The organism is Microbacterium sp. LWO12-1.2 (assembly GCF_040675875.1).
Classification (GTDB): domain Bacteria; phylum Actinomycetota; class Actinomycetes; order Actinomycetales; family Microbacteriaceae; genus Microbacterium.
The window spans coordinates 1619050-1632711 of sequence record NZ_JBEGII010000001.1 but is presented as its reverse complement, the minus strand read 5'-3'; the positions used below and the strand labels follow the sequence as shown (position 1 = coordinate 1632711).

The 13662-nt window shown below is 66.2% G+C and carries 12 protein-coding genes; 10 read left to right on the top strand and 2 right to left on the bottom strand.

Annotated features, from left to right (window positions below; translation table 11 throughout):
- The first annotated feature begins 75 nt into the window (after positions 1-75).
- From rpsA to MRBLWO12_RS07785, 3 genes are all read left to right on the top strand, one after another.
- On the top strand, positions 76-1533 hold the full coding sequence (gene rpsA, locus MRBLWO12_RS07795; RefSeq protein WP_141871675.1) for a 30S ribosomal protein S1: 1458 nt from the start codon (positions 76-78) through the stop codon (positions 1531-1533).
- A gap of 105 nt (positions 1534-1638) precedes the next feature.
- Positions 1639-2238 carry a dephospho-CoA kinase gene (gene coaE, locus MRBLWO12_RS07790; protein ID WP_363554264.1) on the top strand — a complete coding sequence of 200 codons (600 nt, stop codon included), beginning with the start codon at positions 1639-1641 and terminating at the stop codon, positions 2236-2238.
- Positions 2235-3452 (top strand): MFS transporter, encoded by a 1218-nt coding sequence (locus MRBLWO12_RS07785; protein WP_363554262.1) that lies wholly within the window; start codon positions 2235-2237, stop codon positions 3450-3452. The genes coaE and MRBLWO12_RS07785 overlap by 4 nt, the downstream gene beginning before the upstream one ends.
- 127 nt (positions 3453-3579) lie before the next feature.
- On the opposite strand, the gene MRBLWO12_RS07775 is transcribed toward MRBLWO12_RS07785, so the two are convergent.
- Positions 3580-4194, bottom strand: a complete 615-nt coding sequence (locus tag MRBLWO12_RS07775) for a DUF4126 domain-containing protein (protein WP_363554260.1) — start codon at positions 4192-4194, stop codon at positions 3580-3582.
- Positions 4195-4285: 91 nt separating this feature from the next.
- On the opposite strand from MRBLWO12_RS07775, the gene MRBLWO12_RS07770 reads away from it, so the two are divergent.
- Genes MRBLWO12_RS07770 through MRBLWO12_RS07760 form a run of 3 tightly spaced genes read left to right on the top strand, consistent with a single transcriptional unit; the run spans position 4286 to position 7106 of the window.
- Positions 4286-4642 (top strand): hypothetical protein, encoded by a 357-nt coding sequence (locus MRBLWO12_RS07770; protein ID WP_363554258.1) that lies wholly within the window; start codon positions 4286-4288, stop codon positions 4640-4642.
- A 38-nt stretch (positions 4643-4680) separates the two neighbouring features.
- On the top strand, positions 4681-6753 hold the full coding sequence (uvrB, locus tag MRBLWO12_RS07765) for an excinuclease ABC subunit UvrB (RefSeq protein WP_363554256.1): 2073 nt from the start codon (positions 4681-4683) through the stop codon (positions 6751-6753).
- Positions 6754-6773: 20 nt separating this feature from the next.
- The gene (locus MRBLWO12_RS07760; RefSeq protein ID WP_363554254.1) at positions 6774-7106 is read left to right on the top strand and encodes a TfoX/Sxy family protein; all 333 of its coding nucleotides are present in this window, start codon (positions 6774-6776) and stop codon (positions 7104-7106) included.
- Positions 7107-7145: 39 nt separating this feature from the next.
- On the opposite strand, the gene MRBLWO12_RS07755 is transcribed toward MRBLWO12_RS07760, so the two are convergent.
- The gene (locus MRBLWO12_RS07755; RefSeq protein WP_363554252.1) at positions 7146-7388 is read right to left on the bottom strand and encodes a hypothetical protein; all 243 of its coding nucleotides are present in this window, start codon (positions 7386-7388) and stop codon (positions 7146-7148) included.
- 45 nt (positions 7389-7433) lie between these two features.
- Between MRBLWO12_RS07755 and MRBLWO12_RS07750 the strand changes: the two genes are divergently transcribed.
- The 4 genes from MRBLWO12_RS07750 to rapZ are packed head-to-tail and all read left to right on the top strand — an operon-like array spanning position 7434 to position 13626.
- On the top strand, positions 7434-7877 hold the full coding sequence (locus MRBLWO12_RS07750) for a MarR family winged helix-turn-helix transcriptional regulator (protein WP_363554250.1): 444 nt from the start codon (positions 7434-7436) through the stop codon (positions 7875-7877).
- A gap of 52 nt (positions 7878-7929) precedes the next feature.
- On the top strand, positions 7930-10818 hold the full coding sequence (gene uvrA / locus MRBLWO12_RS07745; RefSeq protein WP_363554248.1) for an excinuclease ABC subunit UvrA: 2889 nt from the start codon (positions 7930-7932) through the stop codon (positions 10816-10818).
- The gene (gene uvrC, locus MRBLWO12_RS07740; protein ID WP_363554246.1) at positions 10818-12719 is read left to right on the top strand and encodes an excinuclease ABC subunit UvrC; all 1902 of its coding nucleotides are present in this window, start codon (positions 10818-10820) and stop codon (positions 12717-12719) included. The genes uvrA and uvrC overlap by 1 nt, the downstream gene beginning before the upstream one ends.
- 34 nt (positions 12720-12753) lie before the next feature.
- The gene (rapZ, locus tag MRBLWO12_RS07735; protein ID WP_141871685.1) at positions 12754-13626 is read left to right on the top strand and encodes an RNase adapter RapZ; all 873 of its coding nucleotides are present in this window, start codon (positions 12754-12756) and stop codon (positions 13624-13626) included.
- Positions 13627-13662 lie beyond the last annotated feature (36 nt).

The window sequence follows — 13662 nt, the reverse complement described above, 5'->3', positions numbered from 1 at the left end:
TGAAGCATGATGTCGGCCGTGCGCGGCCGTTGCATCGCAGCCCTGAGTTCCCATTCAACAAGGACAACCCACTACATGACTACCGCAACGACCGCCCCGGCCACCAAGCAGGTCGCCATCAACGACATCGGATCTGCTGAGGACTTCCTGGCCGCGGTCGAGAAGACCCTGAAGTTCTTCAACGACGGCGACATCATCGAAGGAACGATCGTCAAGATCGACCGCGATGAGGTCCTCCTCGATGTCGGATACAAGACCGAGGGTGTCATCCCCTCGCGCGAGCTTTCGATCAAGCACGACGTCGACCCCAACGAGGTCGTCGCTGTCGGCGACCTGGTCGAGGCCCTCGTTCTCCAGAAGGAGGACAAGGAAGGCCGTCTGATCCTCTCCAAGAAGCGCGCACAGTACGAGCGTGCCTGGGGAGATGTCGAGAAGATCAAGGAGAACGACGGCGTCGTCACCGGTACCGTCATCGAGGTCGTCAAGGGTGGCCTCATCGTCGACATCGGACTCCGTGGCTTCCTCCCGGCCTCGCTCATCGAGCTGCGTCGCGTCCGCGACCTCACGCCGTACCTGGGCCAGGAGATCGAGGCGAAGATCCTCGAGCTCGACAAGAACCGCAACAACGTCGTCCTCAGCCGCCGCGCGCTGCTCGAGCAGACGCAGTCGGAGTCGCGCACCACGTTCCTGAACAACCTGCACAAGGGTCAGGTCCGCAAGGGTGTCGTGTCGTCGATCGTCAACTTCGGTGCGTTCGTCGACCTGGGTGGCGTTGACGGCCTCGTGCACGTCTCCGAGCTGTCCTGGAAGCACATCGAGCACGCGTCCGAGGTCGTCGAGGTTGGCCAGGAGGTCACCGTCGAGATCCTCGAGGTCGACCTGGACCGCGAGCGCGTCTCCCTGTCGCTGAAGGCGACGCAGGAGGACCCGTGGCAGGTCTTCGCCCGTACCCACGCGATCGGACAGGTCACGCCGGGTAAGGTCACCAAGCTCGTCCCGTTCGGTGCGTTCGTTCGCGTCGCAGACGGCATCGAGGGCCTCGTCCACATCTCCGAGCTCTCCAGCAAGCACGTCGAGCTGGCCGAGCAGGTCGTCTCCGTCGGCGAAGAGGTCTTCGTCAAGGTCATCGACATCGACCTGGAGCGTCGCCGCATCTCGCTGTCGCTCAAGCAGGCCAACGAGTCGGTCGACCCCAACGGCACCGAGTTCGACCCGGCCCTCTACGGCATGGTCGCGGAGTACGACGAGAACGGCGAGTACAAGTACCCGGAGGGCTTCGACGCCGAGACCGGTGCGTGGAAGGAAGGCTTCGACGCCCAGCGCGAGGCATGGGAGCAGGAGTACGCTGCAGCCCAGGCTCGCTGGGAGGCGCACAAGGCTCAGGTCACCAAGGCGGCCGAGGCCGAGGCGGCAGCCGGCGAGGACTTCGGCGGCGGTCAGACCTTCTCCAGCGAGACCGCTGGTGCGGGCACGCTGGCGGACGACGAGGCACTCGCGGCTCTCCGCGAGAAGCTCTCGGGCGGCAACGCTTAAGCATCACGCTCTGGAACGGGCCGTCACCTTCGGGTGGCGGCCCGTTTCGCGTCTCCGGGCAGCGCTCGACGCCGCACCGAACCGGTGCGTGCCAGGATGGACACCATGCCTCTCATCGCACTCACCGGCGGCATCGCATCCGGGAAGTCGACCATCGCCCAGCGCCTCGCAGAGCACGGCGCCGTCATCGTCGACGCAGACCAGATAGTCCGCGACGTGCAGGCTCCGGGAACTCCCGTGCTGCGACAGATCGCCGAGACGTTCGGACCCGACGTGATCACCGCGGAGGGTGCGCTCGATCGCGCAGCACTCGGCGCCAAGGTGTTCGGCGCTCCCGAACTGCTTCAGCGGCTGAACGCCATCGTCCACCCCGCCGTCCGCGCCGAATCGCAGCACCGGTTCGAGTCCGCACTCGCCGAGGACCCGTCTGCGGTCATCGTCTACGATGTGCCCCTGTTGGTCGAGGCCCGTGTGGACGATCCCTGGGACACGATCGTCGTGGCGCACGCGCCCGCCGAGGTGCGGCGGCGTCGGCTCGTCGAGCTGCGCGGTCTGGACGAGTCCGCGGCGCAGGCGCGCATCGATGCCCAGGTCTCCGACGAGAAGCGCCTCGCGATCGCCGACGTCGTGATCGACACCACGGGCACACTCGCCGACACGATCGCGCAGACGGACGCGCTCTGGGAGCGGATCCGCCCGCAGTGAACGCGGAGCCGTTCACCGGTCATGCCCCGGGGTCTCCTCTCTACCGGCGTCTGATCACCGGACTCTTCTGCGCAGGCATCGCGACATTCGCGCAGCTCTACTCGACGCAGGCGGTGCTGCCCCAGATCGCTGCCGACCTCACCGTCGCGCCAGCCACCGCCGCACTCACCGTTTCCGCGACGACGCTCGGACTCGCCGCGGCAGTGGTCCCATGGTCGATCGTGGCGGACCGCATCGGCAGGGTTCCGGCGATGGCCATCGGCGTGATCGCGGCCACGGTGCTCGGTCTGGTCGCTCCGCTGAGTGGAGAGATCGGACTGTTCCTGGTGCTGCGTGTGGCCGAGGGGATCGCGCTGGGGGCCGTGCCGGCTGTGGCGCTGGCGTACCTCAGCGAGGAGGTGCGTCCGCGCTACGCCGCTGCGGCGGCCGGAAGCTACATCGCCGGCACGACGGTCGGCGGGTTACTGGGGCGCATCGTGGCGGGCATGGTCGGGGAGTCCGCAGGATGGCGGATCGGGATCTGGACGGTCGCCGTCATCTGCGCTTTCGCTGCAGCGCTGTTTCTCCTGCTCGCTCCTCGGGCGCAGGGGTTCATGCCGCGACGCTTCGACGAGCAGGGCCCAGGCATTCTCGCCCGGCTCGCCGCGTCTCTGCGCTCTCCGCAGTTGCTCGCGCTCTACGCCCAGGGGTTCCTCCTCATGGGCGCATTCGTCGCCGTGTACAACTACCTGGGATTCCATCTCTCGGAAGCACCCTTCCTCCTCCCCGCGTGGGTCGTCACCCTACTGTTCCTGGCCTACTTCGCCGGAACCCTGTCATCGCCCTGGGCGGGAGCGCTTGCTTCACGCTTCGGGCGCTTTCCTGTGCTGTTGGTGTCGATCCTCGTCACGGCCGGCGGAGCGCTGTTGATGTTGATACCGAACGCCCCACTGGTGATGGGAGGACTGCTCCTGTTCACCGCCGGCTTCTTCGCGGCGCACGCGGTGGCGTCGGGATGGACCCCGGTTGCTGCCACGCCGAACACCCGCGCCCAGGCATCGTCGCTGTACTACTTCGGCTACTACGCGGGATCGAGCCTGTTCGGCTGGTGCCTCGGACTGGTCTTCGGAGGGGCGAGCTGGATGTGGTTCGTGCTGTTGATCGTCGGGATGTGCGCGACATCGGCCGCGATCGCGGTGCTCGGACTCCGCGCGGCCCGCACCGGTCGGCCCTGACCCCGCGCGCACTCTTTCCCGACGTCTGTCAGCGTGCGGGGAGGAAGTATCTGAACCCGGACTCGACGGAGTTCCCGCGACCGATCCTGGAGCGGGCCGGTCTCGTCGCGGTGTCGACCACCACGCGCTACGTGTGGACGCCGCCGTCTGACGGAACGTCGCCCCGGCGCTTTCGCGCACGCCGTCTCAGCATCACGACGGCAGCGACGATGAGACCGGTGAGGAGGACGGCGGCCACGACGGGGACGATGATCGCTGCGGCAGCGAGCAGGAACGACGCACCGTCCTCTGCAGTGCTCAGCACCGGTGCCGCCAGCCCGCCGGTCGTGGCGTTCGCGGCGACGCGGGCCGTCGCCTTCACCACGTGCACCACCAGCGCGATCGCGATTCCGGTGACGATCGGAATCCACGAGCCGCTCGAGAAGAAGGATGCGGGGTCGTCGACGGCGACCGTCTGCGCGCTGGCTCCCGCGCCGAACGCCACGCCACCGGCGGCAGGGCGGATGATGCTCTGGATGAGGTCGTTGACCGAGTCGAGCGCGGGGATCTTGTCGGCCACGATCTCGAGCAGCAGCAGGGCGCCGACGATCCAGAGTGCCAGGTCGCTGGAAAGCCAGGACCAGCTGCTGGGCAGCTCCACGGCGGGGAGGAAGCGGTCTGCCAGTCCGAGCAGGAAGAGTGGCATCCAGGCGTTGAGACCGGCGGCCGCGGCGAGGCTGGAGCCGACGATGAACTCGATCACGCTCCCACCTTAGGTGGAGGTGCGATCGATATTCCGGTTGGGCGTGGGGACGCACCAGCGGAGAGCCTGCTGAGGGAGGTTGTTCCGCGCCATGGGGAGTGGGGCATGGATCACGTTCAGCACGCAGATCGGCTACCGCGCGACCCCGTGGGTGAATCCTCCGGCTGGTGCGTCGCTCGTCGTCGTCGTCGTGGCCTTCGATTCGCCGGTGACGCTTGACGGAGCATCGTCCTTCGGATCGTGGACACCGGATCCCGCCGCTGGAAGCACCGGTACGACTTTCGTCTTCACGAAGACGCCGCCGAGCGTCGGAGACGGGTTGACGTTCAACGTGATCGGCTCCGACCCCGGCGCTCTGAGATCGACGGCGACGATGAGCCTGATCAACGGCGGCACCACGACCTGGGCATCGGAGAGTTCCTCGCAGACAGTGTCGTTGGTGGCCTGACCGGCCCGGATGTCGGAAGGGCGGCCTACGCTGGGAGTATGCAAACCACGCGTAGCGTCCGCCCTTTCGAGGTCATCAGCGAGTACGCCCCGGCCGGCGACCAGCCGCAGGCGATCGCCGAGCTCGCGTCGCGCATCAACGCGGGCGAGACCGATGTCGTGCTGCTCGGAGCCACGGGTACAGGCAAGTCGGCGACGACCGCGTGGCTGATCGAGCAGGTGCAGCGACCTACGCTTGTGCTCGCTCACAACAAGACCCTCGCCGCGCAGCTCGCGAATGAGTTCCGCGAGCTCATGCCCAACAACGCCGTCGAGTACTTCGTGTCGTACTACGACTACTACCAGCCAGAGGCCTACGTTCCGCAGACGGACACCTTCATCGAGAAGGATTCCTCGATCAACGCCGAGGTCGAGCGGCTTCGTCACTCGACGACGAACTCGCTGCTCAGCCGGCGTGACGTGATCGTGGTGTCGACCGTCTCCTGCATCTACGGACTCGGGGCACCCGAGGAGTACCTGCGCGCGATGGTGGCGCTGCAGGTGGGGGAGCGCTATGACCGCGATGCGTTGATCCGTCAGTTCATCGCGATGCAGTACAACCGCAACGACGTCGACTTCTCCCGCGGCAACTTCCGCGTACGCGGAGACACGATCGAGATCATCCCGGTCTACGAGGAGCACGCGATCCGGATCGAACTTTTCGGCGACGAGATCGAGGCGCTCTATTCGCTGCACCCCCTCACCGGTGAGGTCATCGAAAAGCTCGCCTCGGTGCCGATCTTCCCGGCGTCCCACTACGTCGCCGGGACGGATGTGATCCAGCGCTCGATCGGCACGATCGAGAAGGAACTCGAGGATCGGCTCGCGGAGTTCGAGCGTCAGGGCAAGCTCCTCGAGGCGCAGCGTCTCCGCATGCGCACGAGCTTCGATCTCGAGATGCTCCAGCAGCTCGGGTTCTGCTCCGGTATCGAGAACTACTCGCGACACATGGACGGCCGTGAGCCCGGTGAACCTCCTCACACGCTGCTCGACTTCTTCCCTGACGACTTCCTGCTCGTGATCGATGAATCGCACGTGGCCGTGCCCCAGATCGGGGCCATGTACGAGGGCGACGCCTCGCGCAAGCGCACCCTGGTCGACCATGGGTTCCGCCTTCCGAGCGCGATGGACAACCGTCCGTTGCGATGGGACGAGTTCAAGAACCGGATCGGTCAGACCGTGTACCTCTCGGCGACACCGGGCAAGTACGAGATGGGTATCGCCGACGGCGTGGTGGAGCAGATCATCCGCCCCACCGGTCTGGTCGACCCGCACATCATCGTGAAGCCGTCCAAGGGGCAGATCGACGACCTGCTCGAAGAGATCCGGCTGCGTGTGGAACGCAACGAGCGCGTGCTCGTCACGACACTCACGAAGAAGATGTCGGAGGAGCTCACCGATTTCCTCGGAGAGCATGGCGTGCGCGTGCGCTACCTGCACTCGGATGTCGATACGCTCCGTCGCGTCGAGCTGCTGAGCGAACTCCGTGCAGGCGTCTACGACGTGCTCGTGGGCATCAACCTCCTCCGCGAAGGTCTCGACCTTCCGGAGGTGTCGCTGGTGGCGATCCTCGACGCGGACAAGGAAGGGTTCCTGCGTTCGGGAACCTCGCTGATCCAGACGATCGGTCGCGCGGCCCGAAACGTGTCGGGTGAAGTGCACATGTACGCCGACAAGATCACCGACTCGATGGCGAAGGCGATCGAAGAGACCGATCGTCGACGCGAGAAGCAGGTCGCCTACAACAAGGAGCACGGCATCGACCCGCAGCCGCTGCGCAAGCGGATCGCCGACATCACCGAAGTGCTGGCACGCGAAGGTGCTGACACAGCGGAGCTGATGTCGGGGCGCGGTCGCGCCAGCGGCAAGGGCAAGTCCCCGACGCCGAACCTTCGTCGGACCGGCATCGCCGCCGAGGGAGCGCAGCAGCTCGAGGCGACGATCCAGGATCTGTCCGATCAGATGCTCGCGGCGGCGGCGGAGCTCAAGTTCGAGCTCGCGGGTCGCCTGCGCGACGAGGTCCAGGACCTCAAGAAGGAGCTGCGGGCGATGGAGCGTGCCGGCCACGCCTGAGCGCGCAGTCGGAGTGTGCGATGGATGCTGCGGGCGAGGAGCTGGCTGATCGAGTCCGCGCGCTGCTGAGCGGGGCGGACGGCCTCGAGGAGCGGCGAATGTTCGGTACGCGGGCGTTTCTCCTCGATGGGCGCATCCTCGTCGGTGCACGACCGGGTGGGACGCTGCTGGTCCGCGTCGAGGAAGAGAGCGGTGTCACCCTGGCCACACGGGCCGGCGTTGCGCTCGCGGTCATGGGCACGCGGACCATGGGCACCGGCTGGCTCGATGTCGCGAACAGCGTCCTGATAGACGACGGCGAGCTGATGTTCTGGGTGGACGTGGCGCGGGAGAACGCCCAGCAGCCGGGCTGACAGGCTGGCATCGCCGAGCCTTCGCTCCGGGGCGCGCCGTCAGGGGCAGTGCACCAGCGTCTTGACGCCTGTGCGGTCGATCTCATGCTCGGTCATCGGCGCACCGCACAGCGGGCACGCGCGCTCGGCGCGCTCAGCGGCGCTGGGGGGAGGCGTCTTCTCGTAGGGGCCCACCGATGCGGGTCCGGCGTACCGGATGAGGTTGCGATTCACCCAGGCGTACAGCCCTCCGGCCTCGCGTATGCGTGTGCGGAGTGGTGGGCGATCCTGGTCATGTGCCATGTTGCTTAGTGTACTAATGATTAGTGCAGATGTATAGTTGCCCTCGTGACGGCATCCGATGACCTGCTCCGGCTGGAGAACCAGCTCTGCTTCGCTCTGGTGACCGCCGCGCGCAACGTGGTCGCGATCTATCGGCCTATCCTGGAGCCGCTCGGACTCACGCACCCGCAGTACCTCGTGATGCTGGCTCTCTGGGAGCGCGATCCGCGCACGCTCAACGACCTCGCCGCCGAGCTCGCGCTGGAGCCGGCCACCGCGTCTCCGCTCGTCAAGCGGCTGGAGACCGAAGGCCTGATCGCCCGCCTGCGCAGCAGCGAGGACGAGCGACGACTCGACATCACCCTGACGGATGCGGGGCGAGCCCTCCGTGAACGCGCGGTGGATGTTCCGCAGCAGGTGATGGCGGCCGTCGGGATGAATGTGGGGGAGATCTCCGCGCTGCGCGACGGATTGGGTCCGTTCGTCGGGCGGCGCGCCGATTCCCATTGACGCTCGCAGCGTACGCGGAGCCAATGTCCGTGGCCCCTCGTAGACTTGTCCGGTGCCTATCGTCCCTGTAGTTTCGCCAGGAAAACTGAGTGTCCGCGGTGCCCGCGTCCACAACCTCAAGAACGTCGACATCGACATTCCCCGCGACTCTCTCGTCGTGTTCACCGGTCTGTCCGGCTCGGGAAAGTCCAGCCTCGCGTTCGACACGATCTTCGCGGAAGGCCAGCGCCGGTATGTCGAATCGCTGAGCGCGTACGCGCGCCAGTTCCTCGGCCAGGTCGATCGTCCGGATGTCGACTTCATCGAAGGATTGAGCCCGGCCGTCTCGATCGACCAGAAGTCGACGAACCGCAACCCGCGCTCTACCGTGGGCACGATCACCGAGATCTACGACTACATGCGTCTGCTCTGGGCGCGCATCGGCATCCCGCACTGCCCCGAGTGCGGTGAGCGCATCCAGCGCCAGACCGTGCAGCAGATCGCCGATCAGCTCATGGAGCTGCCGGAGCGTACGCGGTATCAGATCGTCGCCCCGATCGTCTCCCAGAAGAAGGGTGAGTTCGTCGACCTGTTCCGCGAGCTCGGTGCGAAGGGATACTCGCGCGCGATCGTCGACGGCGAGCTGGTGCAGCTCGCCGAGCCCCCGACGCTCAAGAAGAGCTACAAGCACGACATCGCGGTCGTCGTCGACCGTCTCGTGGCGGCCGACGACATCCTCGGCCGTGTGACGGATTCGGTCGAGACGGCGATCGGCCTCGCCGGCGGTGTCGTCCAGGTCAACTTCGTCGACGAAGAGGGCGACGCCGCTTGGCAGTCCTTCTCCGAGAAGCTCGCGTGCCCGAACGGACATGCGCTCACGCTCACCGAGATCGAGCCCCGTACGTTCTCGTTCAATGCTCCGTTCGGAGCCTGCCCGGCATGCTCCGGCCTCGGAACCCGCATGTCTGTCGATGTCGACCTGATGCTCGGCGATGAAGACCTCTCTATCCGCGAAGGCGTCATCATCCCCTGGACGACCCAGGGGAAGGGGCTGTTCCAGTACTACGAGAGACTGCTCGAAGGTCTGTCTCGTGACCTGGACTTCTCGCTCGACACCCCCTGGCGCGAGCTGCACTCTGATGTGCAGGACGCCATACTCCGTGGTGAGAACTACAAGGTCACGGTCAAGTGGAAGAACCGCTACGGGCGCGAGATGCGCTACGCCTCAGGGTTCGAGGGAGTGGTGCCGTACATCGAGCGCCAGTACCTGCAGGCGGAATCTGACAACCAGCGCAATCGATGGGGTGAGTACCTCCGCGAAGTCCCTTGTCCGGTGTGCGACGGCAACCGTCTGAAGCCGGAGGTGCTGGCGGTGCAGGTGCACGGGCACTCCATCGCAGAGGTCTCGCACCTCAGCCTTGCCGACGCGAGAGCATTCATGGAGACCCTGGTACTCACCGACCGCGAGGCCCAGATCGCCGCTCAGGTGCTGCGCGAGATCCGTCTCCGCCTCGACTTCCTCCTGCAGGTCGGTCTGTCCTACCTCAACCTGAGTCGATCCGCAGGTTCGCTGTCCGGTGGCGAGGCCCAGCGCATCCGTCTCGCGACCCAGATCGGCTCCGGCCTCACGGGCGTTCTGTACGTGCTGGACGAGCCTTCGATCGGCCTGCACCAGCGCGACAACCGGCGCCTGATCGAGACGCTGTTGGCGTTGCGCGATCTCGGCAACACGCTGATCGTGGTGGAGCACGACGAAGAGACGATCGAGGCGGCCGACTGGGTCGTCGACATCGGCCCCGGCGCGGGTGTTAACGGTGGAGAGGTCGTGCACTCCGGTCCATACGCCGCGCTGCTCGACGACAGTGCGTCGATGACGGGGGAGTACCTCTCCGGACGCCGCGAGATCCCGATGCCCGCAAAGCGGCGCAAGATCGACAAGAAGCGTCTGCTCAGCGTGGTCGGAGCCCGGGCGAACAACCTGCAGAACGTCACGGCGGACTTCCCGCTGGGTGTGCTTACGGCGGTCACCGGAGTCAGCGGTTCGGGCAAGTCGTCACTCGTGAATGACATCCTGTATCAGGTGCTCGCCTCACGCCTCAACGGTGCGCGCACGGTTCCCGGCAAGCACACCCGGGTCACCGGTCTCGACAATCTCGACAAGGTCGTGCACGTCGACCAGGCGCCGATCGGCCGCACTCCGCGATCGAACCCGGCGACGTACACCGGTGTGTTCGACCGCATCCGCTCGCTGTTCAGCGAGACGCCCGAGGCGAAGGTGCGCGGCTACCAGCCGGGCCGGTTCAGCTTCAATGTCAAGGGCGGCCGGTGCGAGGCATGCTCTGGCGACGGCACGATCAAGATCGAGATGAACTTCCTGCCCGACGTGTACGTGGACTGCGAGGTCTGCCACGGCAAGCGCTACAACCGCGACACGCTCGCTGTGCACTACAAGGGCAAGAACATCGCCGAGGTGCTCGAGATGCCGATCGAGGAAGCGGCAGACTTCTTCGAGCCGATCCAGGCCATCCACCGGTACATGAAGACGCTCGTCGACGTCGGCCTCGGCTACGTCCGCCTCGGTCAGTCCGCGACCACGCTCTCCGGCGGCGAGGCGCAGCGCGTCAAGCTCGCCACCGAGCTCCAGCGCCGCAGCAACGGACGCAGCATCTACGTTCTCGACGAGCCGACCACCGGTCTGCACTTCGAAGACGTGCGCAAGCTCCTCGAAGTGCTCAACGGGCTGGTCGACAAGGGCAACACGGTGATCGTCATCGAGCACAACCTCGACGTGATCAAGTCCGCGGACTGGGTCATCGACCTGGGGCCCGAGGGCGGATCCGGCGGTGGCCAGATCATCGCGACCGGAACCCCTGAACAGATCGCTCGCGCCGAGGGCAGCCACACCGGGCAATTCCTCGCAGAGATCCTCGGGGAAGGGCGCGCCGCGCGGAAGGCCAGCTGATGGCCGACGTGCTGCCGTACAAGCCGAGGGCGGGGGAGATCCCGACCGATCCGGGGGTCTATCGCTTCCGCGACGCCGACGGGCGGGTGCTCTACGTGGGCAAGGCCAAGAATCTCCGTCAGCGACTGTCGAACTACTTCGCGCCCCTGCGCACCCTGCATGAGCGCACGCGGAGGATGGTCACGACGGCGTCGTCGGTCGAGTGGACCGTCGTGCCGACCGACGTCGACTCCCTCCAGCTGGAGTACATGTGGATCAAGGAGTTCGATCCGCCGTTCAACGTGCGCTACAAGGACGACAAGTCGTATCCGTTCATGGCTGTCACTCTCGCGGATGAGGCACCCAGGGTGATCGTCACGAGGAACCGCAAGATCCCCGGTGCGCGCTACTTCGGGCCGTACCCCAAGGTGTGGGCCGTGCACGAGACGATCGACCTGATGGTCAAGGCTTTCCCCATCCGCACCTGCAGCGACGCGAGCTACAAGCGGGCGATGCAGACGGGGCGTCCCTGCTTCCCCGGACAGATCGGCAAATGCGGCGGCCCCTGCTCCATGACCGTGACGATCGAAGAGCACCGTGCCATGGTCGACGACTTCGTCGCGTTCATGGCCGGCGGAGACGAGCGATTCACTCGCGAGCTGACGAAGCGGATGCTGTCCGCCTCCGCAGCGATGGACTACGAAGCCGCAGCGAAATACCGCGACAAGCTTTCGGCAATCGAGGCGGTGCTCGGAAAGAGCGCGTTGGTGCTGCCTTCCGACGAAGACGCCGACCTGTTCGGCATCGCCGAGGACGAACTCTCTGCCGCTGTGCAGCACTTCGTGATCCGCAAGGGGCGCGTGCGTGGCGTGCGGGCGATGACCATCGAGAAGGAGATCGACATCTCCCGTGGCGAACTCGTCGACCAGGTGCTGCAGCGCGCCTACGGGGAGGCGCAGGACGTGCCGCGCCGGATCCTGGTGCCCACGCTCCCCGACGACGCCCTCGAACTCGAGGAGTGGCTCCGCACCAGACGCGGACGCAAGGTGGAGCTCGCGGTCGCGCAACGTGGGCAGCGCGCCGACCTGATGCGCACCGCCACGCTCAACGCGCAACAGGCGCTGATCCGGCACAAGACCCGCCGCACCAGCGACTACATCGCGCGCACGCAGGCTCTCACCGATCTGCAGGACGCACTGGGGATGACCGAGGCCCCGCTGCGCATCGAGTGCTTCGACATCTCGCACCTCGGCGGCACCAACGTCGTGGCCTCGATGGTGGTCTTCGAGGACGGCTTGCCCCGCAAAGACCAGTACCGCTCGTTCGGCATCGCCGAGACGACGGACGACACCGACTCCATGTACCAGGTGCTGCGTCGCCGGCTGGCGTACCTGGACAGGCCGGAACCCATCGTCACCATCGACCCGACCTCCGACGAGGTCGTCGGTGAAGACGGCGAAGCCGTCGGCAAGCGGAAACCTCGGTTCGCGTACCCGCCCCAGCTTCTGCTGGTCGATGGTGGCAAGCCCCAGGTCGAGGCGGCGGCCCGTGCATTGCGCGACGCCAATCACACCGAGATCGCTGTGTGCGGCATCGCCAAGCGGCTCGAGGAGGTGTGGCTTCCGGGCGAGGACTTCCCGGTGATCCTGCCGCGTACGAGCGAGGCGCTCTATCTGCTGCAACGGCTGCGTGACGAGGCGCATCGATTCGCGATCATCCACCAGCGCAAGAAGCGCAAGAACGACATCACGTCGGTGCTCGCTGAGGTGCCGGGGCTGGGAGCATCTCGCATCAAGGTGCTGCTCAAGCACTTCGGATCCGTCACCGCGCTGCGTGCCGCGCCACCGGGAGCGATCGAAGAAGTCCAGGGCATCGGTCCCGTGCTCGCGCAGAATATCCACACCCATCTCTCCACTCGCTAGTCTGGGAAGCGAGGGGGAGAAGGAGTAGTGAACCATGGCTGACGGGGACAAGGGCGAGTTCCTCATTGTCACGGGTATGTCCGGCGCCGGCCGGACGACCGTGGCCAACGCGCTGGAAGACCTCGGATGGTACGTGGTCGACAACCTCCCTCCGCAGATCCTCCGCCCGTTGCTGGACCTCACGGACATGGGCGGCAAGGCATTGCCCAAGGTCGCCGCCGTGGTCGACGTGCGCGGAGGTAACCTCTTCGACGACTTCCCCGGAGTGGCCAGAGCCCTGCGCTCCCGCGGTTCCGTACGGGTGCTGTTCCTAGATGCCGCCGACGACGTGCTCGTGCGCCGCTTCGAAGCTGTGCGCCGACCGCAACCGCTGCAGGGCGATGGGACGCTGCTCGACGGCATCCGGATCGAACGCAACCGACTCGCACCGATCCGCGAGGCAGCTGATCTCGTGATCGACACATCGTCATTGAACATCCACCAGTTGGCCACTCAGGTCTCCGATCTCTTCTCCGAGGAGGGCGAGGCCCGGCACCGCGTGACACTGCTGAGCTTCGGGTTCAAGTACGGACTGCCCACCGACGTCGACCTCGTGGCCGACATGCGCTTCCTGCCCAACCCGTTCTGGAACGAGGAGCTCCGCGGACTCACCGGTCAGGACGAGCCCGTGCGGGACTATGTGCTCACCCGCGAGGGCGCGAAGGAGTTCCTGGACGCCTACGCCGCCGCGCTCGTGCCGGTGCTGGAGGGCTATCAGCGCGAGAACAAGAGCCACTCGACGGTCGCCATCGGCTGCACGGGTGGGAAGCATCGCTCCGTGGCGATGTCGGAAGAGCTCGCTCGGAGGATCGCCGCGATCCCCGGTGTCGCCGTCAATGTGCGTCACAGGGACCTCGGCAGGGAGTGAGAAGCGCGCCCAGCCGGGTAAGCTGGACGTTTGCGT

Bases quoted from the DNA above. Each gene is read 5' to 3' on its own strand.
- coaE (WP_363554264.1), top strand. From the start codon at position 1,639: ATGCCTCTCATCGCACTCACCGGCGGCATCGCATCCGGGAAGTCGACC.
- rpsA (WP_141871675.1), top strand. From the start codon at position 76: ATGACTACCGCAACGACCGCCCCGGCCACCAAGCAGGTCGCCATCAAC.
- MRBLWO12_RS07770 (WP_363554258.1), top strand. From the start codon at position 4,286: ATGGGGAGTGGGGCATGGATCACGTTCAGCACGCAGATCGGCTACCGC.
- rapZ (WP_141871685.1), top strand. From the start codon at position 12,754: ATGGCTGACGGGGACAAGGGCGAGTTCCTCATTGTCACGGGTATGTCC.
- uvrC (WP_363554246.1), top strand. From the start codon at position 10,818: ATGGCCGACGTGCTGCCGTACAAGCCGAGGGCGGGGGAGATCCCGACC.
- MRBLWO12_RS07755 (WP_363554252.1), bottom strand. From the start codon at position 7,388: ATGGCACATGACCAGGATCGCCCACCACTCCGCACACGCATACGCGAG.
- MRBLWO12_RS07760 (WP_363554254.1), top strand. From the start codon at position 6,774: ATGGATGCTGCGGGCGAGGAGCTGGCTGATCGAGTCCGCGCGCTGCTG.
- uvrB (WP_363554256.1), top strand. From the start codon at position 4,681: ATGCAAACCACGCGTAGCGTCCGCCCTTTCGAGGTCATCAGCGAGTAC.